The following is a 26,906-nucleotide window of genomic DNA, read 5'->3' as shown; positions in this document are numbered from 1 at the left end:
GATATAGATGGTAATGCTCGGTTTACGGGGAAAACCTGCAGTTTTATAATAGTCCGATTAAATTTGGCAAGTTGAGAAGGCAGGTCCCATGCTGCGAATCGCACACGAAGCACTCACCTTTGACGATGTTCTCCTTATCCCTGGCTATTCGGAAGTGCTTCCCAAGGATGTCTCTCTCAAAACGCGACTGACGCGCGGCATAGAACTCAATGTGCCTCTTGTCTCCGCTGCGATGGACACCGTTACCGAAGCAGAGCTGGCCATTGCGATGGCTCAGGAAGGCGGCATCGGCATTATCCACAAGAATATGTCGGTCGAACAGCAGGCCTCTGCCGTTCGCAAGGTCAAGAAATTCGAAAGCGGCGTCGTCAAGGATCCGATTACCGTAACGCCGGACACCACGGTCCGGGAACTGCTCGATATTACCTTTGCCAACAAGATTTCGGGACTGCCGGTTGTCGACGGTCGCGATCTTGTCGGTATCGTAACCGGTCGGGATATCCGTTTCGAGAGCCGCCTGGATACCCGCGTCGCTGAAATCATGACGCCGAAGGAAAAACTGGTCACGGTCAAGGAAGGGGCGGACCTCGAAACCGTCAAGAACCTGCTGCACCGTAACCGGATCGAAAAGGTGCTGGTCGTCAACGACAGTTTCGAGCTCAAGGGCCTGATTACGGTCAAGGACATCCAGAAGGCCTCCGACTACCCGAATGCCTGTAAGGATGAGCACGGCCGCCTGCGCGTGGGCGCTGCGGTGGGAACCGGTGGCGATACGGAGACGCGTATTGCCGCATTGGTCGAGGCCGGCGTCGATGTGATCGTGGTCGATACGGCTCATGGGCATTCGCGGGGCGTCATTGACCGTGTCCGTTGGATCAAGCAGAGCTTCCCGGATGTTCAGGTCATCGGCGGCAATATCGCGACGGCGGAAGCGGCCATTGCACTGGCGGATGCCGGCGCGGATGCGGTCAAGGTTGGTATCGGCCCGGGGTCGATCTGCACGACCCGTATTGTGGCAGGTATCGGTGTGCCTCAGATTACGGCGGTCTCCAATGTCGCAGAAGCGTTGAAGGAACGTCAGATTCCTCTGATCGCCGACGGCGGCGTGCGTTTCTCCGGCGATATCGCCAAGGCGCTGGTAGCCGGCGCTTACTGTGTGATGGTCGGCAGCCTGCTCGCCGGCAGCGATGAGGCGCCGGGTGAGGTCGAGCTCTATCAGGGGCGGACCTACAAGGCTTATCGCGGCATGGGGTCTCTCGGTGCGATGGGGCAGGGTTCCAGCGACCGGTACTTCCAGGATGCCAGCGAAGGTGTCGAGAAACTGGTGCCGGAAGGTATCGAAGGCCGTGTCGCCTGCAAGGGGCCGATGCGCAACATCGTGCATCAGTTGATGGGCGGTGTGCGGGCTGCGATGGGGTACACCGGTTGTGCGAACATCGATGACATGCGTACCAAGCCGCAGTTCACCCGCATCACCAACGCGGGCATGCGTGAGAGCCACGTTCATGACGTTACCATTACCAAGGAAGCGCCGAACTACCGTATTGGCTGATGATGTAAGCCAGCGCGGGATGGATGGCGCATGCAGGGTAATGTATAGAGGACTGAAAGGCGCGGTTGGCATACAATAGCCAGCCGCCACCATGACGGGGCGACAGGCGCCCCGTTTGCGTTTCTACAATTCGAGGACCCTCATGGCCCATAACATTCACGATCATCGTATCCTGATCCTGGATTTTGGCTCTCAGTACACGCAGTTGATTGCCCGCCGCATACGCGAAATCGGGGTCTACTGTGAAATCAGGCCGTTTGATGTCACCTGTGATGAGATTCGGGCCTTTAACCCCAAAGGGTTGATTCTGGCCGGTGGTCCTGAGTCGGTGACCCAGCTTGGCGGTCCGCGCGCACCGGACGGTCTGTTCGACCTGGGAATCCCTGCGCTGGGGATCTGTTACGGCATGCAGACCATGGCGGAGCAGCTCGGCGGGCGCGTTGCCAGTTCTGAAAAACGTGAGTTCGGCTATGCGCAGGTCAAGGTGCGCGCTGAAAGCCCGCTGTTGCGAGGCATTGCCGATCACCTGACGGTGCAGGGTGAGACACTGCTGGACGTTTGGATGAGTCATGGCGACAAAGTCGTGGTCATGCCGGACGGCTTCGAACTGCTGGCATCGACCGAAAGCGCGCCCATTGCAGCCATGCAATCGGTCGAGCGCAACCTCTATGGTGTCCAGTTTCATCCCGAAGTGACGCATACCTTGCAGGGCAAGCGTATTCTCGAACACTTCGCCCTGAACATCTGCGGCTGCGAGGCGCTCTGGACACCGGGTCAGATCGTCGATGACGCTGTACGCCAGATTCGTGAGCAGGTGGGTTCCGATAAGGTGCTGCTGGGACTGTCTGGCGGTGTGGATTCGTCCGTTACTGCCGCTCTGCTGCATAAAGCCATTGGCGACCAACTGACCTGTGTCTTCGTCGATAACGGCCTGCTGCGCCTCAATGAGGGCGATCAGGTCATGGATATGTTCTCGAAGAACATGGGCGTCAAGGTCATTCGCGCCGATTCCGAAGAGCTTTTCCTCAGTCGCCTGAAGGGTGTGGCTGATCCCGAGCAGAAGCGCAAAATCATCGGCAATACCTTTATCGAAGTTTTCGATGAGGAGGCGGCACGCATCACGGGTGTGAACTGGCTGGCACAAGGCACCATTTACCCGGATGTTATCGAATCGGCAGCTTCGAAGACCGGCAAGGCTCACGTGATCAAGTCGCATCACAATGTGGGCGGTCTTCCTGAGACCATGAAGTTGAAGCTGGTCGAGCCCCTGCGGGAGCTGTTCAAGGATGAAGTGCGTCGGATCGGTCTCGAATTGGGGCTGCCGTACGACATGGTCTACCGTCACCCTTTCCCCGGTCCGGGGTTGGGCGTTCGTATTCTTGGCGAAGTCAAAAAGGAATTCGCCGACCTCCTGCGCCGTGCAGATGCTATCTTTCTGGAAGAACTGCATCGGGCTGAGCTATATCACAAGGTCAGTCAGGCCTTTGTGGTATTTATGCCGGTCAAGTCCGTTGGCGTGGTCGGTGATGCACGGCGTTACGAATATGTGGTGGCGTTACGCGCGGTGGAAACCATTGATTTCATGACGGCTCGCTGGGCACATCTGCCCTATGAGTTGCTGGAAACCGTCTCGAACCGGATTATCAATGAAATTGAAGGCATCTCCCGCGTTGCCTATGACGTTTCCTCCAAACCGCCTGCTACGATTGAGTGGGAGTAACGGTTCGGCGGGGCTTGCGTTGTGACCCGGCAGCATGAGCCAGAGCGTGTGGCTGAAGACGAGCGCTGGATGCGGCGGGCACTCGAACTTGCCGGAGAAGGCGAACGTCTCGGTGAAGTACCGGTTGGCGCTGTTCTGGTGCGCGATGGTCGCGAAATCGGGGCTGGTTTCAATCGGCCTATCGAGGCGCATGATCCCACGGCCCATGCGGAAATCGTCGCATTGCGGGCTGCCGCCAGCAATGAAGGCAACTATCGGTTGCCGGGTGCTACCCTCTACGTGACCATTGAGCCCTGCACCATGTGTGTCGGGGCCATCGTGCACGCCCGGGTTTCGAGGCTGGTATTCGGTGCCAGGGAGCCCAAGGCGGGTGCGATCGTGTCCAGCGACCGGTTGCTGGAGCGGCCGGCTGTCAATTGGCGGGTCGAGATCGATGAAGGGGTTCTGGCGGATGCCTGTGCCGACAAGATATCGACTTTTTTCCGGCAAAGGCGCGCTTTGACAAAGGCGTCAAAACTATCGCCGGGCCAGGATGGCAATGAGCAACACCTGAAGGATTGACTGACGAAGGGCTGTCCGTTTAACGGCGTTCTCCACAGTATTATCAGCAAAGGATATGGTTGAGACTATGAAGGTATTGGTGACGGGTGGGGCCGGTTATATCGGTAGTCATGTGGTTCGTCAGTTGGGTGCGGCGGGTCACGATGTCGTTGTTTATGACAACCTTTCCACGGGGCATCGCTGGGCGGTTACGACCGGTGAGTTGGTGGTGGGGGACCTTGCTGACGAGGCTTCTCTGGATGCGGTCTTCAGTAAGCACCGTTTCGACGCCGTGTTGCACTTTGCTGCCAATATCGTCGTTCCCGAATCCGTTGCCAATCCTCTCAAGTATTACAGCAACAATACCCGAAACACACTGAATCTTCTCAAGGCCATTGAGCGCCACGAGACGGCGTACCTGGTATTTTCCTCTACCGCTGCAGTCTACGGTATGCCGGCCATAACGCGCTTGTCCGAATCAACGCCGTTGGCGCCGATCAATCCCTACGGTGCCTCGAAGATGATGAGCGAGCGGATGATCACCGACCTGGGTCTGGCGTCGTCGCTCAACTATGTGCTGCTGCGCTATTTCAACGTCGCAGGAGCCAACCCCGATGGTGTTATCGGGCAGGCCACGCCGGATGCAACCCACCTGATCAAGGTGGCCTGTGAGTGCGCTACCGGTCAACGCGAGGGTATGAAGATTTTCGGGACCGAGTTCGATACTCGGGATGGCACTTGTATCCGTGATTATATTCACGTTGAGGATCTGGCCAAGGCGCACGTAATGGCGCTGGATTACATGGCTGGCGGTGGCGAGTCCGAGATACTGAATTGCGGTTATGGACGCGGTTTCACCGTGCGCGAAGTGATTGATGCCGTAAAGCGCGTTTCAGGTGTCGATTTCCCGGTCACGGAGACGGGGCCGCGGGCCGGAGATCCGATTGAATTGATGGCCGATAATACGCGTATTCGCGAGGTCCTCGGCTGGTCACCGGACTATGACGACCTCGACACCATTGTGCGCACGGCATACGAGTGGGAGCGCGTCTGGCTTCAGCGCAGAGAGCAGGCCTCTTCGGCGTCATAAAATTTCTTTCTTGAGTTAGGAATCAGTAGCATGCGGATAACGATCTTTGGAACCGGTTATGTGGGTTTGGTAACGGGCACCTGTCTGGCGGACGTCGGACACCACGTCATGTGCGTGGATGTCGATCAGTCTAAAATCGACGGCCTCAAGCGCGGTGTGATCCCGATCTACGAGCCGGGACTCGAGCCTCTGGTGAAGCATAATTTCGAGTCGGGCCGACTGACCTTCACCACGGACGCCGAAGAGGGAGTTAAGCACGGGGAGCTTCAGTTTATTGCCGTCGGTACGCCACCGGACGAGGATGGTTCCGCGGACCTGCAATATGTGTTGACGGTGGCCCGTACCATCGGTCAGTACATGACGGATTATAAGGTCATTGTCGATAAGTCCACGGTTCCAGTCGGTACGGCCGACAAGGTCAAAGAGGCCGTACAGGCCCAGTTGGACAAGCGTTCTGTCGATCTGGCATTCGATGTCGTTTCCAATCCGGAGTTCCTGAAGGAAGGTGCGGCCATCAACGACTTCATGAAGCCGGACCGTATCGTGGTCGGAACGGAAAGCGAGCGGGCGCAGGACGTGCTGCGCGAGACTTACTATCCGTTCAACCGCAATCACGACCGTATGATCTTTATGGACGTGCGCTCCGCCGAGCTGACCAAATACGCCGCGAATGCGCTGCTGGCGACCAAGATCAGCTTCATGAACGAAGTTGCCGGTCTGGCCGAGCGTCTGGGGGCGGATATTGAGGACGTGCGTAAAGGTATCGGCTCAGATCCCCGTATCGGTTACCACTTTATTTATCCGGGGTGCGGCTACGGCGGTTCCTGTTTTCCAAAAGACGTTCAGGCGCTGGCCCACACCGCACGCCAGTGCGGCTATGAGCCGCGAATCCTGGATGCGGTCGAGCGGGTCAACGGTGCACAGAAACACGTGCTGTTCGACAAGATTTCCCACTATTTCGGCGGTGCGCTGGAAGGCAAGGTCATTGCTCTTTGGGGGCTGGCATTCAAGCCCAATACGGATGACATGCGTGAGGCACCGAGCCGGGTGCTTATGGAGGCGCTGTGGAAGGCTGGCGCCCGCGTCCAGGCGTTCGATCCGGAGGCTATGCAGGAAACCCAGCGTATCTACGGGGATCAATCATCTCTGCAACTCTGCGGCACCAAGGAGCAAGCGCTGAAGGGCGCCGATGCCCTGGTCATCTGTACGGAATGGAAAGAGTTCCGCTCTCCCGATTTCCAGCAGATCGCAGAATCGCTCAAGGAACCGGTGATCTTCGATGGTCGTAACCTGTACGACCTCGACATGGTCAATCGTCATGGCTTGACCTATTACGCCATCGGCCGCGGTCGTAACCAGTTCCATTGATAACCCTGAGGTAGGCGTCGCCGTGACATTGGATACCTTCAGTCTGCATGAACAACTGGCCCGGGATACCATTCGCCTGGGTAGCTGGCCGTTGTGTGAAGTGTTGCTGATGAACGATAGCCAGTATCCCTGGCTGATTCTGGTGCCGCGGCGCTCTGGCCTGCGAGAGATATACGAACTCGACGATGCCGACCTGCAGCAGTTCATGCGGGAGTCATGCTGGCTGGGGCAGCGCCTGATGGCCGAGTTCGACGGCGATAAGCTGAACGTGGCGGCGCTGGGCAATCAGGTGCCGCAACTGCACGTTCACCATATTGTACGTTTTCGGGACGATGCTGCCTGGCCGGCCCCCATTTGGGGTAAATTCCCGGCGACGGCGTACGCACCGGAGGCGATGTCTGCCATTTGCGAGCGCCTTGCAGCCGTTGTGGACGCGTTTCCCAACGGAACTTCCTGTTAAGGGCATGTTGCTCGTTTAAGGCTGCAGCGTGTCATCTGCTGCCAGTGTCTGGGCACCAACCAGTACCATGCGTAATTCCTGCTTGAGTTTCCCCTGAACTTCCTGACGCTCCCGTGGCGTTGCGTCAAGCGCCTCTGCACCGTGATGGAAAACCAGCGTGACCATCGCTTCGGCGACCAGCTTTGAGTCTGACAGTGGGCGGCGGCGTTCTCCTGCAAAGCGAAGCAGGTCTTCGGCAAGTTCCGTGACAAAATGGTCGATTTCTGCCTGAATTGCCGTGCGAAACTGCTTGGATATGCCGGTTCGCTCGCGTAGCAGCAACCTGAACAGGTTGGCGTTATTTCCCAGATATTCCATGAAGGTGTCAACCGACGTCTCGATTGCGCTGCCGTTTCTGGCAATGCGTTTGCGTGCCTGCCGCATCAGTTGGCGCAGCGCCACGCCGGCTTCGTCGACGAGGGCCAGACCCAGCTCATCGAGGTCGGCAAAATGTCGATAGAACGAGGTAGGCGCGATGCCGGCTTCCCGGGCGACCTCCCGCAGGCTGAGACTGGCGAAGCCCCGGTCGGCGTTGATTTGCCCCAGAGCGGCATCCATCAGGGCGCGGCGGGTCTTGAGTTTCTGTTCGGCGCGGGCAGTCAAAAGCGTCTCCCTGTGGGATGGATGGTAAGTGTTTATCGCTGGACGAAAGCGCACATGGTAGCCAGCATGACCTCATTCGTCATCCAATGAGGCGTCAACGGTCAAATTCCGGAAACGGGAACCGCTCCCGGATGCGGGCAGGTTGTCCTGATTTTACCGGTCAATGTGTTTATAATACGACGCTTTTTACGGGATCGCCGAAGACGTGCCGGCGCAAGCTGGCGACAGTCACAGGTTGGGCGGGCGGTTCCGGAGTGAGAGAGAGGCCGGGGGCAGGGACCTCCGGTGCTGCATCGTTAAGCAATGGCTTTGAAAAGGTGATATTGCCATGCCTATCTATGAATACGTCTGTGATGCCTGTGGCCTGGAAAAGGAAATCCTGCAGCGGATGAGCGACGAGCCTTTGCGGGATTGCCCGGAATGCGGTAAAGACGCCTTCCGCAAGCGCATCTCCGCAGCTGGTTTCCGCCTCAAAGGCAGTGGTTGGTATGAGACCGACTTCAAAACCGGCAGCAAAAAGAATCTGGTGGATTCCGGCGGTACCGGAAGCGCCAAAGCGAGCGCCAGCGACAGTGGGTCGGGCAGCTCGGCGTCGTCATCGGCGGCGAGCTGATTTTCAACGGCCCTTGCGGCACATGAATACAAGCACAATCAACAGGTATCGGTATGCGCAGTCATTATTGCGGTGGAATCAACGAAACACACATTGACCAGGACGTGACGCTTTGCGGCTGGGTACATCGTCGTCGCGATCATGGCGGCGTTATCTTTCTCGACCTGCGCGACCGTGACGGTATCGCGCAGGTTGTCTTCGATCCCGATACCGAAGCCAGCTTTGCATTGGCGGAACGGGTACGCAGCGAATTCGTCCTGCAGGTGAAAGGGCGTGTCCGTCGCCGTCCCGCCGGCACAGAGAACAACAATATGCCGACCGGGCAGGTCGAAGTCCTGGGCAAGGAGCTGGTGATCCTTAATGCGGCGGCAACACCTCCGTTCCCGCTCGACGAGTATGTCGATGTGGGGGAGGACGTGCGTCTGCGTTACCGCTTCGTTGACCTGCGCCGTCCGGAGATGCTCAATCGCCTGCGTTTCCGTTCCCGCGTGACCAACTACATCCGCAACTTCCTCGACAGTCAGGGCTTTCTGGACATCGAAACCCCGATTCTGACCCGGGCAACGCCGGAAGGTGCACGGGATTATCTGGTGCCCAGTCGTACGCATCCAGGCTCCTTCTTCGCGTTGCCGCAGTCGCCGCAATTGTTCAAGCAGCTGCTGATGGTTTCCGGTGTGGATCGTTACTATCAGGTAGCCAAGTGTTTTCGTGATGAGGATCTGAGGGCAGACCGTCAACCTGAGTTTACCCAGGTGGATGTCGAGTGTTCCTTTATCGATGAAAACACCCTGACAGGTATCATGGAGCAGATGATCCGCGAGTTGTTCCATGACTTGTTGGAGGTCGAGCTGCCGGTATTCCCCCGCATGACCTACGCCGAGGCGATGCACCGCTATGGCAGCGACAAGCCGGACCTGCGTATTCCGCTGGAGCTGGTGGACGTTGAGGATCTGGTCGCGGATTGTGGTTTCAAGGTGTTTGCCGGTCCGGCCAGTGATTCGAAAGGGCGTGTCGCGGCCCTGTTGCTGCCGAACGGTGGCGAGCTGACCCGTAAGCAAATCGACGACTACACCAAGTTCGTGGGTATTTACGGGGCTAAGGGGCTTGCCTATATCAAGGTCAACGACATCGAGAAAGGTGCCGAGGGCCTGCAGTCGCCAATCGTCAAGTTCCTGGGCGATGAAGTGGCTATGGCTATCATGAATCGGCTGGGTGCGAAGAACGGCGACCTGGTTTTCTTTGGCGCCGATTCCATCAAGGTCGTCAACGAATCCCTGGGTGCGTTGCGTATCAAGCTGGGGCACGATCTCAAGCTGCTGGAAAAAGAGTGGGCGCCCCTGTGGGTGGTTGACTTCCCCATGTTTGAGGACGACGACAAGGGGGGGCTGACGGCCATTCATCACCCGTTCACCGCTCCGTCCTGTACGCCGGAAGAGCTGGAGCAGGCGCCGGAAAAAGCGTTGTCGCGTGCCTATGACATGGTGTTGAACGGGACCGAATTGGGTGGAGGCTCAATCCGTATTCACGACGAGAAAATGCAGGAAACGGTGTTCCGCATTCTGGGTATCGGGGAAGAGGAAGCGCGAGCCAAGTTTGGCTTCCTGCTGGACGCCCTGAAGTTTGGTTGCCCGCCTCACGGTGGTTTGGCGTTTGGCCTGGATCGCCTGATCATGCTGATGACCGGTGCTCAATCGATCCGCGACGTGATTGCCTTCCCGAAAACCCAGACGGCGACCTGTTTGATGACGCAAGCGCCGGGTGAAGTCGACGAAAAAGCGCTGCGGGAACTGCATATCCGTCTGCGGAAACCTGCAACTGAGCAAGCACAGTCCTGAGGTACCACGCTGCCACGACCGACCGTGGCAGCGTTTTCACGTGTTTTTAGTGTCTTAACGGAAGGACGATATGGCTGGACACAGTAAATGGGCCAATATCAAACACCGTAAAGCCGCACAAGATGCCAAGCGCGGTAAAATTTTTACCAAACTGATCCGAGAGCTAACGGTCGCCGCCCGTAGTGGAGGTGGCGATCCCAACGACAATCCGCGCTTGCGGGCGGCTGTCGATAAGGCTCTGACGGCAAATATGAAGCGTGACACCATCGACCGGGCGATTGAGCGCGGTGCCGGCGGCGGTGACGACAGTCAATACGAAGAATTAACCTACGAAGGGTACGGCCCCGGTGGCGTTGCGATCTATGTCGAGGCCATGACGGATAACCGTAACCGTACCGTAGCCGATGTGCGCCATGCTTTTTCCAGGCATGGCGGCAACCTTGGAACCGATGGTTCCGTGGCCTACCTGTTCAATAAGCGCGGACACCTTATGTTCGCTCCTGGCACTGATGAAGACCGTTTGATAGAGGTGGCACTGGAGAGTGGTGCTGAGGACATCGAGTCCCATGATGACGGCTCTTTCGATGTGCTGACCTCCGCGGAAGCGTTCCTGGATGTCAAAACCGGGTTGACCGAGGCGGGGCTTGAGCCGGAAATGGCGGAGGTGAGCATGGATGCCACCACGATGGTGACACTGGACACTGATGGTGCCGCGCCTGTTCTCAAGCTGATCGATATGCTGGAAGATCTGGATGACGTCCAGAATGTCTATTCCAATGCCGATATTTCGCCTGATGTCATGGACGCCCTGGCGGGGTGATCTTTCCCACTTGTTCCGTGCCACTGTATTGGCGCGGACTCTCTGCTAAGCGGACCGAGTAGCGGCATGACGATTATTCTAGGCGTCGATCCCGGCTCCCGTATTACCGGTTATGGCGTTATCCGACGGGAAGGCGGTAAAACCGAATACCTCGACAGTGGCTGTATTCGCATGGGCGAACGTCCCATGGCGGAGCGTCTGCAAATCATCTACAGTGGCTTGTCCGAAATCGTGGCGACTTATCGTCCCGCAGAATTTGCTATCGAGCAGGTTTTTTTGGCCCGTAATGCCGATTCCGCACTCAAGCTCGGACATGCCAGGGGTGTCGCCATATTGGTTGCGGCCAACTCAGGTCTTCCCGTATTCGAGTACTCTGCACGCCAGGTCAAGCAGGCTGTGGTTGGCAAGGGGAGTGCTGAGAAGCATCAGGTTGGGCATATGGTCCAGGTCATTTTGGCTTTGTCCCGCAAGCCGCAGACTGACGCCGCCGATGCTCTGGCCATTGCACTGTGTCATGCCAATATGCAGCAGAGCGTCTTGCGGGTGGCGGGAGCGGGCAAGGTTCGCGGTGGACGTTTGCGCACTATGCCTGTCGTAGAACGGGCGACGAGGGCGAGCGCCGATAATCAGGAGGATGGATCGCAGTGATTGGTCGTTTACGGGGCACGTTGCTGGAGAAGGCGCCTGGTTTGGTGCTGATCGAGGCAGCAGGTGTCGGCTATGAGGTGGATATTCCCTATACCACTTTCTTTCATTTGCCGGAAATCGGCGCGACGGTCACACTGCATACCCACTTCGCGGTCCGTGAAGATGCGCAATCCTTGTTTGGTTTTGTTGCCAGGCTCGATCGCGACCTGTTTCGTTTACTGATCAAGGTGAATGGTGTGGGGCCGCGTTTGGCGCTGGCGATCTTGTCCGGCCTGGAACCTTCCCGTTTCGTGCAGTGTGTTGAGCGAGCGGATACCGCGGCGCTGGTCAAAATTCCTGGTGTGGGCAAAAAAACCGCTGAACGCCTTCTGATCGATATGCGAGACCGTATCAAACAGCTGTCGGGTATGCCGGATACCGTGTCGTTGCCGCTGTCGCCCGGGGCTGTCCAGCGACAGGATTCCAGTGCTGTCGACGAAGCTGAGGCTGCGCTGATCTCTTTGGGGTATAAGCCGCAGGAGGCGTCCCGGGCCATTAGTCAGGTCGCTGAAGAGGGTATGTCGAGTCAGGAGATCATCCGGCAAGCCTTACGGAGCATGATTCCAGCGGGTTAGCGGGCACAGGAGTTGCAGCTTCCTGACAGTCCGGTAATGTGAAAGGTTGTGAACGGTCTGTAAAATGGCCGTCAATTTCAATAATGACTCGGGTCAATCGGCTGGCAACATGATCGAATCGGATCGTCTTATTTCTGCACAGACCTCCTTAAACGAAGAGTTTCAGGATCGGGCGATTCGGCCGCGTCTGCTGGCAGATTACGTCGGGCAGCCGGCGGTCCGTGAGCAGATGGATATTTTCATCAGTGCTGCCCGTGCACGTCAGGAAGCGCTGGATCACGTTCTGATATTCGGCCCGCCGGGTCTGGGCAAAACCACCCTGGCGAACATCATCGCCAACGAAATGGGCGTTGCAATCAAGGCAACGTCCGGTCCGGTTTTGGAAAAGGCGGGGGATCTTGCGGCCCTGCTGACCAACCTGGAAGCGGGTGATGTCCTCTTCATCGATGAAATCCACCGAATGAACCCGTCCGTCGAGGAAGTACTCTATCCGGCGATGGAAGATTATCAGTTGGATATCATGATCGGCGAAGGGCCAGCCGCCCGTTCCATCAAGCTCGATTTGCCACCCTTTACCCTGGTGGGGGCGACGACGCGAGCGGGACTGCTGACATCGCCTTTGCGTGATCGTTTTGGTATTGTCCAGCGCCTTGAGTTCTACAACACCGATGACCTGACGCATATCGTCAGTCGCTCGGCAAACTTGCTCGGTGTCGGTGTCGATGCGGCCGGAGCCCGGGAAATCGCAAGACGCTCGCGGGGAACGCCGCGTATTGCCAATCGCCTCCTGCGACGGGTACGGGACTTTGCCGAAGTCCGGCATGACGGGCAGGTGTCCAGTGAAGTTGCGGATCTGGCCTTGAATATGTTGAAGGTGGACGGTCTCGGTTTTGATCATATGGATCGCCGATTGCTGTTGGCGCTGATTGAGAAGTTCGGCGGAGGCCCTGTGGGCGTCGAAAGTCTTGCTGCGGCGATCAGCGAAGAGCGGGGGACTATCGAGGATGTTCTGGAACCCTATCTTATCCAACAGGGCTACATCATCCGCACACCGAGAGGCCGGATGGTGACTCCCCAGGCCTATCTCCATTTCGGGCTGGTACCGCCAGGTGGCGCTCAGGTCACCCCGGATCGGTTGGAGGATTGATGGCGGCGGATGCAGCTTTCAGCTGGCCCTTGCGCGTTTATATCGAGGATACCGATGCCGGCGGCATCGTGTTCTATGCGAACTATCTCAAGTACATGGAACGTGCCCGTACCGAATGGGCCCGCAGTTGCGGGGTTCAGGTGCGTGGTGAGATTCAAAATGGCATCAACTTTGTCGTTCACAGTCTGAATGTACGCTATCACCGTTCGGCGCGGCTGGACGACGAACTCGTCGCCACGGCGGCGGTCATAGCGTTGGGGCGTACCTGGCTGCTATTTCAACAGCGTGTGGAACGGTCGGTTGACGGCGAGCTTTTATGTGAAGCAGAGGTCAAGGTAGCCTGTGTCGGCCTGGAAAGCGGGCGCCCTTGCCGCTTGCCGGCGACGATGCAGTCGGCCGCAGAAAAAATTATGGTGTGACGTGCTCCTGAAGAGGGGGATCGTCAATAACAACATCGTCAGGATGATTTGGATTTAACAGCGGGAGAAAAGCGTGGACACACAATCCTCAGTGTGGAGTCTGGTTTCCGATGCAAGTGTGCTGGTGCAATTCGTCATGTTGCTGCTGGCTCTGGCATCCATTGGGTCCTGGTGGATCATTTTTCAGCGGATCCAGACGTTCAAGCAGGCACGCCGGGCCCAGTTGGCGTTTGAAGAACGGTTCTGGTCGGGTATGGACCTGGGGCAGCTCTATCGAGAAGTGTCCTCCAATCCTGTACCTTTCAGCGGATTGGAAAGCGTGTTTCGCGCAGGATTCAAGGAGTTCTCCCGTTTGCGCCAGCAGAGCCAGGATCCGGATGCAGTGATGGACGGGGCCTTGCGTGCTATGCGGGTGGCGTTGTCGCGTGAGCAGGAAAAGCTCGAGTTGCACCTGCCTTTCCTGGCGACAGTGGGTTCGACCAGCCCCTATGTTGGTCTCTTTGGTACTGTCTGGGGGATCATGACCGCCTTTCGCGGCCTGGCGCAGCTGCAGCAGGCGACCCTGGCCACGGTTGCGCCGGGTATTTCCGAAGCCCTGGTGGCTACCGCTATGGGGTTGTTTGCGGCGATTCCGGCGGTGATTGCCTATAACCGTTTCAGTTCCCGTGCCGATGCCCTGTTGAAGAATTACGACACCTTCGCAGAAGAGTTCTCCAGCATCCTGCATCGTCGTGTACACAGTGGCGAGCGACAAAGCGATTAACGGGGCGCTCTTCACCGTTCAACCGGAGCTGACGACATGGCTATGACTCCTCACCAGCGGCGCAAACCGATGTCGGACATCAATGTGGTGCCCTACATCGACGTTATGTTGGTGCTGCTTGTGATCTTCATGATTACAGCCCCCATGCTGAATCAGGGGGTGAAGGTGGATTTGCCGAAGACGGTATCCAAGCCGATTACACTGCAGAAAAATGCGGAGCCCTTGATCGTTTCCGTCGATGCCAACGGGGCTTATTTTTTGAATGTCGGCGGCAAGGGTAGCAAGCCGATGCCGCTGTCCGAACTGACTGACAAGGTGGCAAAGATTCTGAAGGCGAAGCCTCAAACGGATGTTCTGGTGCGGGGTGACAGTCACGTCGAGTACGGCACTGTGGTTTCGTTGATGGCTGCGCTACGGCAGGCAGGGGCGCCCAGCGTGGGGCTGATTACCGAGAAGCCGCGGAGTTAGATGGGCGTGGCGGACAACCTTCGTGATCCGGTCAAACAGGAGAGCAAGCCTCGGGCCTGGAAGTCCCTGGGACTTTCGGTTGGACTGCATGTCATCTTGCTCGGGTTGTTTTTTGTGGGCTGGCACTGGACAACGCCAACTCCCGAAAAGGAGCCAAACTTCATTACCGCTCGGCTTGTGCAGGAGCAGCGGCTGCCGACGGCGCCGCATCCGGTAAAACAGGAAGCGCAGGCAGCAACGCCCCCGGCGCCAAAGGCCAAACCCAAGCCGGAGCCGAAGAAACCACCGGAACCGACACCCCAGCAGAAAGCGTTGGCAGAGAAGAAGGCCGCTGAGGAAGCCGCGCGGCAAAAGGCTATCGCCCTGCAACAGGCCAAGGAGAAGAAGGCCGAGGAAGAAAAACGTAAGCAGGATGCTGAGCGTAAGAAACGCGAGGAGGCGAAGCGCAAGGCCGAAGCCGCGGAGAAGCAGCGCCTGGCGGAAGCTCGCAAGAAAAAGGAAGAGGAAGAGAAACGTCAGGAAGAGGCTAAGCGCAAGGAGCAGGAGCAGCGTCTACAAAACCTGGTGCAACAAGCGCAAGAGGCTCAGAAGAAACGTCAGGCCGAGGAGGCGCTCAAGGCTGAGCAGGAGCGGCAGCGAGCCGCGGCCGCCAAAGCGCAGCAGGCGAGGGCATTGACCGAGCGGGACAAGTATATTCTGTTGATCAAGCAGCGGGTAACGGACCATTGGTTCCGGCCGCCCTCGACAGACTCTAACCTTTCAACGGTCGTCACGATCAGGCTCTTGCCTACTGGTGAGCTGATCAGCGCGACCATTAAGGATAGTAGTGGTAATGCCGCTTTCGACAACTCTGTGTTGAGTGCGATCCGTAGTATCAGTCGTTTCCCCGTGCCGGATGACCCCACGGTGTTTAACGAGTATTTCCGGCAACTGAGCTTCCAGTTCTCGCCTCAGGGGAGCCCACAATGATTGCAGGATTGATGATGCGTATTATTCGTTTTCTGGTTGTTCTATGTTCATTCAGCCTGCTTGCCCAGAGCGCGCGGGCCGAGTTATTGATTCACATCACCAAGGCGGCGTCGGATGCGATTCCGATCGCCATCGTGCCTTTCGCTTCACCTAATGGAACCGGTCCTAACGAGGACCTGACGCAAATTGTCCGCGACGACCTGGATATGAGCGGTAACTTCAAGTCCCTCGATCCTTCTCGGATGCTGAGCCTGCCTTCTCAGGGCTCTCAGGTGTATTACCGGGACTGGCGACTACTTGGGCAGCGTTATCTGGTCATTGGCCAAATCCAGCGCGGGGCTACAGACCAGAATTATCATGTGCAGTACGAGCTGTTCGATGTGACTCAGCAAAAGCAGATGCTGAAGAGCAATTTGACGACGACGGCCAACAATCTTCGTTCATTGGCGCATGTCATCAGTGATCAGGTTTACAAGGCGATTACTGGCGTTCGCGGAGCCTTTTCCACCCGGCTGGCCTTTGTCACGCTGGATAAAGAGGGTGGGAAGTCGGTCTACCGGTTGCAGGTTAGCGATGTCGATGGGCAGCGTGCCCAGGTGTTGCTGAAATCGACCCAGCCCATACTGTCGCCGGACTGGTCGCCGGATGCGAAAAAGCTCGCTTATGTCTCGTTCGAGACAGGGCAGCCTGCTATTTATATCCAGGATATTGCAACAGGCAAGCGGCAGAAGTTGACGGATTTCCAGGGGCTGAACTCCGCGCCGGCCTGGTCGCCGGATGGCAAAGACATGCTGATGACGCTGTCCAAAGATGGCAATGCCGAAATCTATGAGATGGATCTGGCCAATCGCCAGCTGACGCGCCTGACGCACCATTGGGCCATCGATACCGAGGCAAACTGGGCTCCGGATGGGCGTCAGATCGTCTTTACCTCAGACCGTTCAGGCGGGCCGCAGATCTACCAGATGGATCTGCGGACTCAGGACGCCAAGCGGCTGACGTTTGGAGGGCCTTACAATGCCAGCCCGCGTTACAGTCCTGACGGGAAATACATCTATTACGTTCACCGTGACGGCGGTAATTTCAATATTGCCAAGATGAACCTGAGTACCGGTGAACAAACTATTCTGACGCATACCGACCTCGACGATTCGCCTAGCGTAGCGCCTAATGGGCGAATGTTGATTTACTGTACGCATCAGGGTACAAAAAGCGTTCTGTCCGTGATTTCCGTGGACGGCGGCTCCAAGTACTTTTTGCCGGCTAAGTTCGGCGATGTCAGGGAACCCGCATGGTCGCCGTTCGGGAGTTGATTCGCCAGATCGAAAATGTTGAATTGAACATCACCTAAACCAAGCTAGTCACAACCAAGGAATTAATATGATCGACTCAGTCAAGCAAAAAGCAGTGGTGCTGATTCTGTCCATGGCCGTCATGGCGGGCTGTAGTTCAACGGCAACGCAACCTGGCCAGGGCTCGTCGGAAGTGGCTCCGACGGATCAGAATGGTGGTGCGCAGGTTTATTCCGGCAACGGTGCCGGTGGCGTTTCCTCGTCAACGTCGACGGAAGGCCAGAGTGCTCAGCAACAGCAGACCAAGCAGCAGCAGGAAGCGGCACTGCGTCAGGTCCGCACCTTCTATTTCGATTTCGATACGGCTGAAATCAAGCCGGAAGCCCGCGATGCCCTGATGGCCCACGCCGCCTATCTCGCTGCCAATCCGAGCGCCAAGGTTCAGCTTCAGGGCTATACCGATGAGCGCGGTTCCAAGGAATACAACCTTGCACTGGGCGAGCGTCGTGGCAACGCTGTCAAGCAATTCCTGGTGCTGAACGGTGCATCCGCAGACCAGATTTCGGTCATCAGCTACGGTGAGGAAAATCCGGCAGATCCGGGTCACAATGAGGCGGCATGGGCCAAGAACCGTCGCGTTGTTCTGATCTACAAATAACATTCCGACTCAGACATAAGTTGTCGAACTGACCATGAGAAAACGACTCGTGGTTGCTATGGCGCTGTCCCTGTCCTGCTGGGGCGGCGCCTTTGCGCAACCGGTACCTGCGTATCAAACCGCTGACTCTGCGGCAGCGTCGGGTTCGAGTGGCGGTAATGCCACCTCCCAGCTGTACTTCATGATCCAGCAGTTGCAGCAAGAGGTTTCCCGTCTTGAGGGGAAACTTGAGGAACAGCAGCATCGTATCGATCAGCTGCAAAGCCAGGCCAAGGATCGTTATATCGACCTCGATCAGCGTATCCTGGATCTCAATAAGAAGCTGGCTGCCTTGTCTACGTCTGCGGCGCAGAATGCTCCCTCTTCGGCAAGTGGCGTGGCGGAGACTGGCAGTGCACAGGCTGGAGCCGGCGTTGCGGGCGCGAGTTCCGGGGCAGGGGGAGCCAACGGTAAATATGCGCCACCGACTGCACAGGAGTCAGCGGATTACGAGGCGATTCGCAAGCTGATCAAGGACAAGCAATACGATAGTGCCATAGATCGCTTGTATCAATTCATCTCGAAATATCCGCAGGGTGACCTGACTGTAAATGCCTATTATTGGCTCGGCGAAGTTTATCTCGCCAAGCCTCAGCTGGAGCAGGCGAAGCAGGCATTCACAATTGTGACCACCCAGTATCCTGATCACCGTAAGGCGCCTGACGCGCTGTATAAGCTGGCCGTCGTCAACAACCGGATGGGTAACACGGCTGAGGCGCGTAAGCTGCTTGGCCAGGTTCAGAGCCAGTATCCAAGCACGCATGCGGCAGATCTTGCGCAGGCGTACCTGGATGGTCTTGCAGGGAGTGGCAGCTCGTCCGCCAAGAAGTGAGGTGCAATCTATTGTATGGATTGTGGTTGGGTGTAAAAAAGGACTTGCCAACCCCGGAAAAATCCGTACCATATGCGCCTCGTTTGGGTCGTTAGCTCAGTTGGTAGAGCAGTTGGCTTTTAACCAATTGGTCGCTGGTTCGAATCCAGCACGACCCACCACCGAATTCCTGAGTCGCTCTATGCACCTCGGCCAAGGGTGGTGACAAAGTAAGGAATGTATTGTCGAGTAGTCTGTCGGTGATACTGAATGACACTGTCACAAAGAGTCCTCAGCACGTTTTTGGGTCGTTAGCTCAGTTGGTAGAGCAGTTGGCTTTTAACCAATTGGTCGCTGGTTCGAATCCAGCACGACCCACCATTCTTCGGGCCGGGTTGCCATTGGGCGCTCGGCCCGATTTCTTTAAAGCCTGCTATATCCTGCATTTTCCCCTACCGGTCCATTCGCGGAGAAACCGCTTGGGCAAGTATGGCGTATAATGCCTTTCCAAATGATAACCTGCGTATATGACCGTTATGCTGTGAATTTTACGTGGGTGAACGGTGTATAATTCCTGGCCCGCCCCCATATCTCGAGAGCAACCTATTGTATATGTGGGTGATTGAAGGGCAGAACTACGGTGAGCGAGAGCGCGATGAGTAATACCTCGAACCGGATATTCGTCCAGGAGTACCTGGCCCATGAGCATGAAGCGCCTGCGTTGAGTCCTGAGACTCGTGAGCGGCTGTTGGCGGATATCAAGGCCGAACTAAAGCGTCAGGACGCCGTGTTGGTCGCGCATTACTATACGGATGCGGATCTCCAGGCGTTGGCGGAAGAGACGGGTGGTTGTGTTTCTGACTCGCTGGAAATGGCGCGGTTTGGCAATAATCACCCTGCGTCCACGCTGGTGGTGGCGGGTGTTCGTTTCATGGGGGAGACAGCGAAGATCCTGAATCCGGAAAAGCGTGTTCTTATGCCGACGCTTGAGGCAACCTGTTCTTTGGACATCGGTTGCCCGATCGACGCCTTTTCGGCATTTTGCGATGCACACCCGGATCGGACCGTCGTGGTCTATGCCAATACCTCTGCTGCCGTGAAAGCCCGCGCCGACTGGGTGGTTACCTCAGGCTGCGCCCAGGACATTATTGAACACCTCGACCGGCAGGGTGAGAAGATCCTTTGGGCACCGGATCGGCACCTTGGTAGCTATCTACAGCGCACCACCGGCGCCGACATGTTGCTGTGGGATGGTTCGTGCATTGTGCATGAAGAGTTCAAATCTCGCGGCGTGGAAGACCTGAAGGCGCTTTATCCCGACGCAGCTGTGCTGGTACATCCGGAATCCCCGGAATCCGTGGTTGCCCTCGCCGATGTGGTTGGGTCAACGTCACGTCTGATCCAGGCAGTGCAGACTATGGAGCAGGAGCGCTTCATCGTCGCGACCGACAACGGCATCTTTTACAAGATGCAGCAGTTGGCGCCGAATAAAACACTGATCGAAGCGCCAACGGCTGGTAACGGTGCCACCTGCAGGAGCTGCGCGCATTGCCCCTGGATGGCCATGAATGGTTTGGAGAACCTGCTGCAGACGCTTCAGCAGGGTGGTCAGGAGATTCATGTGCCCGAGGATATGCGGGTTCGCGCGCTGGAACCGTTGCGACGGATGCTGGACTTTACCGCGCAGCGTCAGGTGAGGGTGGCGGGTAACGCTTGAGTCGCCTGCGCGCTTCCGGGCGCGCAGTGATAACCCTTGGCGATCAATGTGCTTCCCGCTGAAGCTTACGGGCCTCTTCCATTCTCTGTTGAATGATGTCCTGCACCGGGCCGTTGTCTCCCGCCTTGGCCAGGGCCTGCCGCAACTGCAGCATGGCGGATTGCGGATTCCCCATCAGCAGGTCGTACTGGGCGCGAGCCAAGTGCACTTCTACGATGTTTCCCGATTTGCCTTCGGCATCCGCCAGGCTTTGCCAGAGAAAGGCATCCTGGGGGTGGTCTGTAGTGAGATGACGCAGCAGTAGGGCGGCTTCTTCTGGTCGATTGTCGAGCATATCCACTTTGGCCAACTCCGCCATGATGGGAAGGTTTCCGGGATTGCGTGAAAGCGCGTCGCTCAGCCTGTTGTAGGCTTCGGCGGGTTCCCCTGCCTTTAGCTCAGCGTTACCCAGGGTGACCTCGTAGGTAATACGGTTGGGGTTTTCACTGAGAAGCCGCTGTAGTATCGGCATGGCCTTTTTGGGGTGGCCGTCCTGAATCAGGGCGACAGCGAGTCCGTAGCGTAAGGGCTGACTGCCGCCTTTGCTGGCATCATCTACGCGGGCCTGGAATTGACGCACTGCCGCATCCGGCGAATCCGCGAAATAGACCATCATCCGTGAACGCACCAAGTGATATTCAAGACTGTCGTGGTATTTGCGACGAGGATATTGCTCAGCGCGGTTGCGAGTGTCCGCTATACGCGACTCTGTCACCGGGTGACTCGAAAGATACTCTGGCAATTGCGTCCCCTGAATGCGGGATTCCCTGAGCAGTTCCTCGAACATCTTCGGCATGGCGCGGGGGTCAAAGCCCGAATCGGCCAAAATCTGCAGGCCGACCCGGTCTGCCTCGCGCTCGTTCTCCCGGCTGTAATGTAGCATTTTCTGGACGCTGGCTGCCTGGGTGCCGGCGATGGTGGCAATGCCGACATCTGAATTGGTGACGGCGGCCAGAATGAATCCGGTGATGATGCCGGCCACCGTCCAGGGCATATCGGATTTTTCCCGTTCTAACTGGCGGGCGAAATGTCGTTGGGACAGATGCCCCAGCTCGTGAGCCAATACGGCCGCGAACTCCTGTTCTGTCTGCGCATGGACAAAGAGACCGCCGTTCACGCCAATGATCCCTCCCGGCACGGCAAAGGCATTAACCTGCGGATCGTTGATGACGATTGTTGTCAGATTGCGATCGTCGAGAGGTGCGCTGGGAACCAGTCGGTAGACGAGGGTGTGCAGGTAGTCGAGGGTAAGGGTGTCGTTGAGCAATGCGCCTGACTTGCGCAGAGAGCGCAGTACCTGATGACCGATCTCGTTTTCCTGTTGGCTGGAAAACAGGCCGCCGCCACTGCCTCCCAAATTCGGGAGTGTCGTGTCGTCCGCCCAAGTGGCGGTGACTGGTATCGCCAGTAGCAGCAATACCCAGGACAAAAAAGTCGCCATGCAGGCGCTCGTGCGCTTCTTTGGCGGGCAAAAGTATCTTGGCGTCAGCTGCATGTGTCAGGTCGTGTCGGTTGTAAAATGCGTCTTTCCAACAGGGTTGTGCATTGGTGGAAGATGCGGTGGTCTGCCACCTTGTGTTATGGCATTGTACTGCCACTCAGCGGCTCGCTGTGTTTGCGTAATTCCCTCTGTTGTAGGGATTAAACCTGATTTTATGTCATTATCACAGGCGTCTCGATGAATTTACGGAAAGGCTGGCGAAACGGCGGCCAACGGTCCCGTTAATATCGTCGCGTCAGGAGGCTCGACTTAATTTCATGCGAAAAACTGAAGCCGTATCGACGCCGCAGCGTGTCCTGGATACTTCCGGGTTGACTTGCCCCATGCCGTTACTCAAAACCAAGCTGGCGCTTAATGGTATGTCTGCGGGAGATGTCCTTGAAGTGGTCGCTACAGACCCCGGGTCTTTGCGTGACATCCCTGCCTTTATCAAGTTGTCCTATCACGAGCTTGTCGATGTGGAAGAGGCTGCAGACCGCTTCCGGTTTTTTATTCGTTGTGGGCAGTCTTCCTGAGACAATTCCTGACCTGGACATCACCACTGGCGTTCGATGGCGCCGGTACGATGTGCCACCTGACGCTGATGGTGTGTAGATAGCCATGATCAAGGTTCTTAAAGCAATCGCGGAGAAGTATTTCTCAGACGAAGAGGCGATCATTCTGTTGTTGATGCTGGTGCTGGCGACGCTTGTCGTTGTCGTGCTGGGCGGAATTCTTGCGCCGATTATCGCTGCGGTGATTATTGCCTTTATCCTCCAGGGACTGGTCACTCGGCTGGTATCCTTCGGGCTGCCGGTGAAGTTGGCGGTCGTTGTCGTATTCCTGTTGTTCGTCGGCTTGTTGATGGGGTTTACGCTCGGGCTCTTACCCTTGCTCTGGACGCAGTTGACGTCATTGGTCAGCGAGCTGCCGCGAATGTTCAGTGCCACCCAGGACGCGATACAGCGACTCCCGTTCCAGTATCCACACCTGATCTCTGTCCAGACAATCAATGACCTGTTTACCCAGCTTACGAGTGAGGTCGGGCATATGACGCAGCGGGTCCTGTCGTTCTCGTTGCGGAGTATCCCCAATCTGGTGGCCTGGTTGATTTACCTCGTGTTGGTGCCGATCCTGGTGTTTTTCCTGCTCAAGGACAAAGTGGTTATCCTGAACGGGCTGGCCCGGCTGCTGCCACGGGAGCGGCCGATGATGCAGCGAATCTGGCAGGAGATGAATCTGCAGTTCGCCAATTATGTCCGGGGCAAGGCGCTGGAGCTCGTGGTTGTGGGAGGGGCGACCTACATTGCGTTCAAGGCGATGGGGTTGCACTACTCGGCCTTGCTGTCGATGCTGGTCGGATTGTCTGTGGTGATCCCGTATATCGGCGTGGCCGTGGTAACCATTCCGGTTGCCATGATCGCCTTGTTCCAGTTCGGTTTGAGTTCGCACTTTATCTGGCTGATGGTTATATATGCCGTGATTCAGGCGATCGACGGTAACGTCTTCGTTCCCTTGTTTTTTTCGGAAGTGAACAATCTGCATCCAGTGCTGATCATACTGGCAGTGTTGTTCTTTGGCGGGATCTGGGGGATCTGGGGCGTTTTCTTCGCGATACCGTTGGCGACCCTGTTGAAAGCGGTTCTATCGGCCTGGCCGGTGCATACGGCCGAAAACTCATCCTGACGGAAGCTGCCCGCCTCGGCATAGGTGGGCGGGCCGAACAGCTTACGGCGGGGTTTGCCTAGAGGGCTTTTACCGCCTCCAGAACCTCAGCCACATGGCCTTTTACCTTGACGCCTCGCCATTCCTTGCGCAGCACGCCAGTTTTGTCGATCAGGAAGGTGCTGCGATCGACGCCGATATATTCTTTGCCGTATAGCTTCTTCAGTTTCATGACATCGAACTGTTTGCAGACGGTTTCGTCTTTGTCGGAAAGGAGTTCGAAGGGGAAGCTTTGTTTGGCTTTGAAGTTCTCGTGGGACTTCAGTCCATCCCGCGAAATGCCGAAAATGACGGTGTCGAGCGCCTGGAATTCGCTGTAATGGTCGCGGAAATCCTGGCCCTCGGTGGTGCAGCCCGGGGTGCTGTCCTTCGGGTAAAAGTAGATGACGACATTCTTGCCGATGAGATCCGACAGGCGAATTTCCTGGTCGCCTGTTGCAGGGAGGGTGAAGTCATCCACTTTTTTATCGAGTTGTACTGTCGACATCTGCGGGTCTCCAACAGTTGATTTAGGGCGAATTCCAGGGCGGCGCAAAGAGGCTGACTGGACGCTGTTAGGGTACGTCAGGAGCCCCGTAATGGCTCAATTACGGCATCGAGATTGCGTTCGTCGCAGAACATCATGAACTCTTCACGCAGGGCAGGCAGGTGCGTGGTGGCCGGGAGGCGCAGAATCATGTTCATGGAAAAAACTCGGGTGTCGGACTGAGGCGCGCAGTAAGTGGTCGCCTGCAGGTCCTCGACGCCGATATTGCGTGCGGCAAAAAAGACAACGAGGTCATGGACGATGCCAGGACCGTCGGCGGCAACCACATTGACGCTGTAGGGCATTCCTGGACGGTTTGGGCGGCTGGGGGTGCGAACGACACACACCTCGAAATCGAGGCCACGTTTCCATTCAGTGATCGCCGACTCCAGCTTGGTCAGGGCGTCCCATTTACCGGTGACCAACATATAGACCGCAGATTCTTCGCCCAGTACGGTCATGCGGCAATCGAGAATGGTGCAACGAAGTGCTGCAACCTGATCGGAGATTTCGATCAGCACATCTTGTTCTTCTTTACCCACCGCCGTGATGACGAGGTAGTTTTCACGTTTTACCGGGTGCAGCATGGTATGGCCTTGTCGAGCAGGGAGTATCGTCACTAAAGACCGGGAGCGGTCCGTTGGGGGAAGGCCCGGCGACGGGACAGGAGCCCGCCGGAGCGGGCGCTTCGACGCCATCATGGTCGATGTGTGCGGTGGACAAGTCAAGCCTTGCCTGAGAGGGAACCTTCGAATGCGGCTCCGGTCGGGTATTGCGTGGTCCGATACTGTGGCTGAGTCTCCCTGGGACAGTTTGAGGCCTTGTGTCGGCTGCTATCCGCACATTACCATTAGCGTTTTACGAGTTTCGGAGCGGACATGATCACTGGAAGCCTCGTCGCCCTGGCTACGCCGATGCACGTTGACGGCGCCCTTGATTGGGAAGGGTTGGATAGATTGGTCGATTTTCATATCGATAACGGCACGAACGGTATCGTTGCCGTTGGGACCACGGGAGAGTCTGCCACCCTGGACCCGGACGAACACTGCGCGGTGATACGTCGGGTGGTGGAGCGGGTTAATGGGCGAATTCCGGTGATCGCCGGCACCGGCGCCAACTCGACGACAGAAGCGATCGACCTGACACGGGCGGCCAGCGAGATTGGTGCGAACGCCTGTCTGCTGGTTGTTCCCTATTACAATAAGCCGCCCCAGGAAGGACTTTACCGGCATTTTCGTGCTATCGCCGAAGCGGTTGATATTCCACAGATTCTTTATAACGTGCCGGGTAGAACCTCGTGCGATATGTTGAACGAGACGGTGGCTCGCCTGGCGGATATTCCCAATATTGTCGGCATCAAGGATGCGACGGGTAATATTCCCAGGGGCGAAGAGTTGATTGCCCTGGTGGGAGATCGTATGGCCGTCTACTCCGGCGATGACGCTACCGCGATGGAACTGATGTTGCGTGGCGGGAAAGGCAATATTTCGGTGACAGCCAATGTGGCGCCCGCGGAAATGGCTCGTCTTTGCGCTGCAGCCATGGCGGGTGATGCAGAAACGGCGGCGGCGATTAATGATCGGTTGATGCCGTTGAACCGCAAGCTCTTTGTCGAAGCGAACCCCATTCCTGTTAAATGGGCGCTTCAGCAGATGGGATTGATTGCGGAGGGGATTCGGCTACCCTTGGTTCCGCTGAACGAAAAGTACCATGCCGAAGTGCGCGAAGCACTGAATGCTGCGGGCTTGCTGTAAGCCGCGACCGCATTTGTCTTAGCGCCGACTGTAAACGGCGTCAGAAGGTTCCCTTGTCTCCGGCCACTGACGCCGTCTCTCGTTAAGGAAGTCTGCATGCTCCATAGCAAGTATTCCCCGTTGAATCTTCGTCGCTTTCTGATCGTGGTTCCGTTTTTTTTCAGTCTATCTGCCTGCGGCATCGTCCATGATCGCTCCAATGAATATCTTCAGGCTGCGTCGCTGCCACCGGTCAAGGTTCCAGCCAATGCCAATGACGACCAGATTAAACCGCTACACCCCATTCCCAAGGTCAACAGGGAGCGGGTCCTGAACAAACAGTACCAGTTGCCCAAGCCGCCGGATATCACCTCGGACATCCTCGATAAGAATTATGTGATCGAGCAGCTCGATGGGCAGACCTGGTTATTGGTGAATGAAGAACCTGGCCGTATCTGGCCGGCGACCATCGCTTTCCTGAAAGATCATGGCCTGGATCTGGCGCAGCAAGAGCCTCGTTCGGGCCTGATGCAGAGCGTGCCGACCAACGATCATCTGAAGGCCAGTCGCTGGCTGACGTTGAAAGGTGACGGTCAGGCCGCTGCATCAAGCGACCAGGCAATCGGCAAGAAGGTGAGGGTCGTCCAGGCTAAGCTGGCGCCCGGGTTGCGTCGCCGTACGACGGAGGTTCAGTTCCGCGTACGTGACCTTGATGCGGCTCCCGATAGTCTTTTGGCCTGGCCGAAGGGAAGCGAGCACGCTGCACTTGAGCGGCAGATGCTGAGTCAGTTTTCGGACTACCTGAAGACGCAGGAGAATACCAAGTCGTATTCGCGCCTGGCACTGCAGATTTCCAGTACGCCCAAGGTGAAATTGATCTCACAGGAGCATGGCCAGCCGCACCTGTTGTTGAATATGGGCTATGATCGTGCCTGGTCCGAGGTGGGGCGGGCATTGGGCGATGCACATGTCGATATTGTGGATATCAATCGCAGCCAGGGGCTGTGGTATGTTGATTTCCGGACCAAAGATGAAAAGTCCGGTGGTTGGTTCAGTTGGTTCCGCTCCAAACCCAAGTCGGAATATACGTTCCTGGTGCATTTGGCGAGGGACGACAAGAATGATCTTATTGTGACTGCGCAACGAGCACCGGACTACGACGGTACGGACCGCTCCGCGCGGTTGCTGTCGACGATTTACGAACATATGTATTAATCG

Annotated in this window: 27 protein-coding genes, 2 tRNA genes and 1 pseudogene; 26 read left to right on the top strand and 4 right to left on the bottom strand. The window is 56.9% G+C overall.

Features of this window, described 5'->3' with window-relative positions; all coding sequences use genetic code 11:
- The first annotated feature begins 88 nt into the window (after window positions 1–88).
- The 6 genes from guaB (at window position 89) to CLR77_RS16550 (ending at window position 6,730) form a co-directional block, all read left to right on the top strand.
- Window positions 89–1,552, top strand: a complete 1,464-nt coding sequence (gene guaB, locus CLR77_RS16575) for an IMP dehydrogenase (protein WP_097461799.1) — start codon at window positions 89–91, stop codon at window positions 1,550–1,552.
- A gap of 142 nt (window positions 1,553–1,694) precedes the next feature.
- On the top strand, window positions 1,695–3,272 hold the full coding sequence (guaA, locus tag CLR77_RS16570; protein ID WP_097461798.1) for a glutamine-hydrolyzing GMP synthase: 1,578 nt from the start codon (window positions 1,695–1,697) through the stop codon (window positions 3,270–3,272).
- A 21-nt stretch (window positions 3,273–3,293) separates the two neighbouring features.
- Window positions 3,294–3,833, top strand: coding sequence for a tRNA adenosine(34) deaminase TadA (gene tadA, locus CLR77_RS16565; RefSeq protein ID WP_227519962.1), 540 nt, complete (start codon window positions 3,294–3,296; stop codon window positions 3,831–3,833).
- A gap of 67 nt (window positions 3,834–3,900) precedes the next feature.
- Window positions 3,901–4,902 carry a UDP-glucose 4-epimerase GalE gene (galE, locus tag CLR77_RS16560; RefSeq protein ID WP_097461797.1) on the top strand — a complete coding sequence of 334 codons (1,002 nt, stop codon included), beginning with the start codon at window positions 3,901–3,903 and terminating at the stop codon, window positions 4,900–4,902.
- A gap of 30 nt (window positions 4,903–4,932) precedes the next feature.
- Complete coding sequence (locus tag CLR77_RS16555) at window positions 4,933–6,270, top strand: UDP-glucose dehydrogenase family protein (RefSeq protein WP_097461796.1); 1,338 nt, start codon at window positions 4,933–4,935, stop codon at window positions 6,268–6,270.
- Window positions 6,271–6,292: 22 nt separating this feature from the next.
- Entirely contained in the window at window positions 6,293–6,730 is a 438-nt protein-coding gene (locus CLR77_RS16550; protein ID WP_198962799.1) for an HIT domain-containing protein, read from the top strand.
- Window positions 6,731–6,745: 15 nt separating this feature from the next.
- On the opposite strand, the gene fabR is transcribed toward CLR77_RS16550, so the two are convergent.
- A complete protein-coding gene (fabR, locus tag CLR77_RS16545) occupies window positions 6,746–7,372 on the bottom strand; it encodes an HTH-type transcriptional repressor FabR (RefSeq protein ID WP_097461795.1) in 627 nt (208 codons plus the stop codon).
- A gap of 328 nt (window positions 7,373–7,700) precedes the next feature.
- On the opposite strand from fabR, the gene CLR77_RS16540 reads away from it, so the two are divergent.
- The 16 genes and pseudogenes from CLR77_RS16540 (at window position 7,701) to nadA (ending at window position 20,185) form a co-directional block, all read left to right on the top strand.
- Window positions 7,701–7,985 (top strand): FmdB family zinc ribbon protein, encoded by a 285-nt coding sequence (locus tag CLR77_RS16540; protein ID WP_097461794.1) that lies wholly within the window; start codon window positions 7,701–7,703, stop codon window positions 7,983–7,985.
- 53 nt (window positions 7,986–8,038) lie between these two features.
- A complete protein-coding gene (gene aspS, locus CLR77_RS16535; protein ID WP_097461793.1) occupies window positions 8,039–9,820 on the top strand; it encodes an aspartate--tRNA ligase in 1,782 nt (593 codons plus the stop codon).
- A 70-nt stretch (window positions 9,821–9,890) separates the two neighbouring features.
- Entirely contained in the window at window positions 9,891–10,640 is a 750-nt protein-coding gene (locus CLR77_RS16530; RefSeq protein ID WP_097461792.1) for a YebC/PmpR family DNA-binding transcriptional regulator, read from the top strand.
- Between the two features lie 66 nt (window positions 10,641–10,706).
- Window positions 10,707–11,222: pseudogene (gene ruvC / locus CLR77_RS16525) on the top strand (crossover junction endodeoxyribonuclease RuvC); the annotation flags it as partial.
- 62 nt (window positions 11,223–11,284) lie between these two features.
- Window positions 11,285–11,902, top strand: a complete 618-nt coding sequence (gene ruvA, locus CLR77_RS16520; RefSeq protein ID WP_097461790.1) for a Holliday junction branch migration protein RuvA — start codon at window positions 11,285–11,287, stop codon at window positions 11,900–11,902.
- A 109-nt stretch (window positions 11,903–12,011) separates the two neighbouring features.
- A complete protein-coding gene (gene ruvB / locus CLR77_RS16515) occupies window positions 12,012–13,049 on the top strand; it encodes a Holliday junction branch migration DNA helicase RuvB (protein ID WP_097461921.1) in 1,038 nt (345 codons plus the stop codon).
- On the top strand, window positions 13,049–13,468 hold the full coding sequence (gene ybgC, locus CLR77_RS16510; protein ID WP_097461789.1) for a tol-pal system-associated acyl-CoA thioesterase: 420 nt from the start codon (window positions 13,049–13,051) through the stop codon (window positions 13,466–13,468). The genes ruvB and ybgC overlap by 1 nt, the downstream gene beginning before the upstream one ends.
- Before the next feature lie 73 nt (window positions 13,469–13,541).
- Window positions 13,542–14,231 (top strand): protein TolQ, encoded by a 690-nt coding sequence (tolQ, locus tag CLR77_RS16505; RefSeq protein WP_097461788.1) that lies wholly within the window; start codon window positions 13,542–13,544, stop codon window positions 14,229–14,231.
- 36 nt (window positions 14,232–14,267) lie between these two features.
- Window positions 14,268–14,699 carry a protein TolR gene (gene tolR, locus CLR77_RS16500; RefSeq protein ID WP_227519961.1) on the top strand — a complete coding sequence of 144 codons (432 nt, stop codon included), beginning with the start codon at window positions 14,268–14,270 and terminating at the stop codon, window positions 14,697–14,699.
- Between the two features lie 6 nt (window positions 14,700–14,705).
- The gene (gene tolA, locus CLR77_RS16495) at window positions 14,706–15,668 is read left to right on the top strand and encodes a cell envelope integrity protein TolA (RefSeq protein WP_158227227.1); all 963 of its coding nucleotides are present in this window, start codon (window positions 14,706–14,708) and stop codon (window positions 15,666–15,668) included.
- Window positions 15,665–16,981: a Tol-Pal system beta propeller repeat protein TolB gene (gene tolB, locus CLR77_RS16490; RefSeq protein ID WP_227519960.1), complete on the top strand. Its 1,317-nt coding sequence runs from the start codon at window positions 15,665–15,667 to the stop codon at window positions 16,979–16,981. The genes tolA and tolB overlap by 4 nt, the downstream gene beginning before the upstream one ends.
- Before the next feature lie 67 nt (window positions 16,982–17,048).
- On the top strand, window positions 17,049–17,618 hold the full coding sequence (gene pal / locus CLR77_RS16485) for a peptidoglycan-associated lipoprotein Pal (RefSeq protein ID WP_097461786.1): 570 nt from the start codon (window positions 17,049–17,051) through the stop codon (window positions 17,616–17,618).
- Between the two features lie 34 nt (window positions 17,619–17,652).
- Window positions 17,653–18,489 carry a tol-pal system protein YbgF gene (gene ybgF / locus CLR77_RS16480; RefSeq protein WP_097461785.1) on the top strand — a complete coding sequence of 279 codons (837 nt, stop codon included), beginning with the start codon at window positions 17,653–17,655 and terminating at the stop codon, window positions 18,487–18,489.
- Window positions 18,490–18,574: 85 nt separating this feature from the next.
- Window positions 18,575–18,650: transfer RNA gene (locus tag CLR77_RS16475), tRNA-Lys, on the top strand.
- Window positions 18,651–18,773: 123 nt separating this feature from the next.
- Window positions 18,774–18,849 (top strand) — tRNA-Lys (locus CLR77_RS16470).
- Window positions 18,850–19,123: 274 nt separating this feature from the next.
- Window positions 19,124–20,185, top strand: coding sequence for a quinolinate synthase NadA (nadA, locus tag CLR77_RS16465; RefSeq protein WP_097461784.1), 1,062 nt, complete (start codon window positions 19,124–19,126; stop codon window positions 20,183–20,185).
- Between the two features lie 43 nt (window positions 20,186–20,228).
- On the opposite strand, the gene CLR77_RS16460 is transcribed toward nadA, so the two are convergent.
- Window positions 20,229–21,665 carry a M48 family metalloprotease gene (locus CLR77_RS16460; protein WP_097461783.1) on the bottom strand — a complete coding sequence of 479 codons (1,437 nt, stop codon included), beginning with the start codon at window positions 21,663–21,665 and terminating at the stop codon, window positions 20,229–20,231.
- Between the two features lie 317 nt (window positions 21,666–21,982).
- Between CLR77_RS16460 and CLR77_RS16455 the strand changes: the two genes are divergently transcribed.
- Both CLR77_RS16455 and CLR77_RS16450 read left to right on the top strand, forming a co-directional pair.
- Window positions 21,983–22,240, top strand: coding sequence for a sulfurtransferase TusA family protein (locus CLR77_RS16455; protein WP_097461782.1), 258 nt, complete (start codon window positions 21,983–21,985; stop codon window positions 22,238–22,240).
- Between the two features lie 85 nt (window positions 22,241–22,325).
- Window positions 22,326–23,390: an AI-2E family transporter gene (locus CLR77_RS16450; protein ID WP_097461781.1), complete on the top strand. Its 1,065-nt coding sequence runs from the start codon at window positions 22,326–22,328 to the stop codon at window positions 23,388–23,390.
- A 58-nt stretch (window positions 23,391–23,448) separates the two neighbouring features.
- On the opposite strand, the gene CLR77_RS16445 is transcribed toward CLR77_RS16450, so the two are convergent.
- Together CLR77_RS16445 and CLR77_RS16440 are read right to left on the bottom strand one after the other, a co-directional pair.
- Window positions 23,449–23,916, bottom strand: coding sequence for a peroxiredoxin (locus tag CLR77_RS16445; RefSeq protein WP_097461780.1), 468 nt, complete (start codon window positions 23,914–23,916; stop codon window positions 23,449–23,451).
- A gap of 77 nt (window positions 23,917–23,993) precedes the next feature.
- A complete protein-coding gene (locus tag CLR77_RS16440; RefSeq protein WP_097461779.1) occupies window positions 23,994–24,542 on the bottom strand; it encodes a glycine cleavage system protein R in 549 nt (182 codons plus the stop codon).
- A gap of 291 nt (window positions 24,543–24,833) precedes the next feature.
- Between CLR77_RS16440 and dapA the strand changes: the two genes are divergently transcribed.
- Together dapA and bamC are read left to right on the top strand one after the other, a co-directional pair.
- Window positions 24,834–25,709, top strand: a complete 876-nt coding sequence (gene dapA, locus CLR77_RS16435; protein WP_097461778.1) for a 4-hydroxy-tetrahydrodipicolinate synthase — start codon at window positions 24,834–24,836, stop codon at window positions 25,707–25,709.
- 96 nt (window positions 25,710–25,805) lie between these two features.
- Window positions 25,806–26,903 (top strand): outer membrane protein assembly factor BamC, encoded by a 1,098-nt coding sequence (gene bamC, locus CLR77_RS16430; protein ID WP_097461777.1) that lies wholly within the window; start codon window positions 25,806–25,808, stop codon window positions 26,901–26,903.
- The last annotated feature ends 3 nt before the right edge of the window (window positions 26,904–26,906 follow it).

Origin of the sequence: Mangrovitalea sediminis (genome assembly GCF_002514725.1) — a bacterium.
In the GTDB taxonomy this organism is placed as follows: Bacteria; Pseudomonadota; Gammaproteobacteria; order Pseudomonadales; family Oleiphilaceae; genus Mangrovitalea; species Mangrovitalea sediminis.
This window is presented reverse-complemented; position numbering and strand designations above follow the sequence as displayed.

What these genes read in the sequence shown, in the direction of transcription:
- guaB (WP_097461799.1), top strand. Translation starts at nt 89, where the DNA reads ATGCTGCGAATCGCACACGAAGCACTCACCTTTGACGATGTTCTCCTT.
- guaA (WP_097461798.1), top strand. Translation starts at nt 1,695, where the DNA reads ATGGCCCATAACATTCACGATCATCGTATCCTGATCCTGGATTTTGGC.
- galE (WP_097461797.1), top strand. Translation starts at nt 3,901, where the DNA reads ATGAAGGTATTGGTGACGGGTGGGGCCGGTTATATCGGTAGTCATGTG.
- CLR77_RS16555 (WP_097461796.1), top strand. Translation starts at nt 4,933, where the DNA reads ATGCGGATAACGATCTTTGGAACCGGTTATGTGGGTTTGGTAACGGGC.
- CLR77_RS16540 (WP_097461794.1), top strand. Translation starts at nt 7,701, where the DNA reads ATGCCTATCTATGAATACGTCTGTGATGCCTGTGGCCTGGAAAAGGAA.
- aspS (WP_097461793.1), top strand. Translation starts at nt 8,039, where the DNA reads ATGCGCAGTCATTATTGCGGTGGAATCAACGAAACACACATTGACCAG.
- CLR77_RS16530 (WP_097461792.1), top strand. Translation starts at nt 9,891, where the DNA reads ATGGCTGGACACAGTAAATGGGCCAATATCAAACACCGTAAAGCCGCA.
- ruvB (WP_097461921.1), top strand. Translation starts at nt 12,012, where the DNA reads ATGATCGAATCGGATCGTCTTATTTCTGCACAGACCTCCTTAAACGAA.
- ybgC (WP_097461789.1), top strand. Translation starts at nt 13,049, where the DNA reads ATGGCGGCGGATGCAGCTTTCAGCTGGCCCTTGCGCGTTTATATCGAG.
- tolR (WP_227519961.1), top strand. Translation starts at nt 14,268, where the DNA reads ATGGCTATGACTCCTCACCAGCGGCGCAAACCGATGTCGGACATCAAT.
- tolB (WP_227519960.1), top strand. Translation starts at nt 15,665, where the DNA reads ATGATTGCAGGATTGATGATGCGTATTATTCGTTTTCTGGTTGTTCTA.
- pal (WP_097461786.1), top strand. Translation starts at nt 17,049, where the DNA reads ATGATCGACTCAGTCAAGCAAAAAGCAGTGGTGCTGATTCTGTCCATG.
- ybgF (WP_097461785.1), top strand. Translation starts at nt 17,653, where the DNA reads ATGAGAAAACGACTCGTGGTTGCTATGGCGCTGTCCCTGTCCTGCTGG.
- nadA (WP_097461784.1), top strand. Translation starts at nt 19,124, where the DNA reads ATGAGTAATACCTCGAACCGGATATTCGTCCAGGAGTACCTGGCCCAT.
- CLR77_RS16460 (WP_097461783.1), bottom strand. Translation starts at nt 21,665, where the DNA reads ATGGCGACTTTTTTGTCCTGGGTATTGCTGCTACTGGCGATACCAGTC.
- CLR77_RS16455 (WP_097461782.1), top strand. Translation starts at nt 21,983, where the DNA reads ATGCGAAAAACTGAAGCCGTATCGACGCCGCAGCGTGTCCTGGATACT.
- CLR77_RS16450 (WP_097461781.1), top strand. Translation starts at nt 22,326, where the DNA reads ATGATCAAGGTTCTTAAAGCAATCGCGGAGAAGTATTTCTCAGACGAA.
- CLR77_RS16445 (WP_097461780.1), bottom strand. Translation starts at nt 23,916, where the DNA reads ATGTCGACAGTACAACTCGATAAAAAAGTGGATGACTTCACCCTCCCT.
- CLR77_RS16440 (WP_097461779.1), bottom strand. Translation starts at nt 24,542, where the DNA reads ATGCTGCACCCGGTAAAACGTGAAAACTACCTCGTCATCACGGCGGTG.
- dapA (WP_097461778.1), top strand. Translation starts at nt 24,834, where the DNA reads ATGATCACTGGAAGCCTCGTCGCCCTGGCTACGCCGATGCACGTTGAC.
- bamC (WP_097461777.1), top strand. Translation starts at nt 25,806, where the DNA reads ATGCTCCATAGCAAGTATTCCCCGTTGAATCTTCGTCGCTTTCTGATC.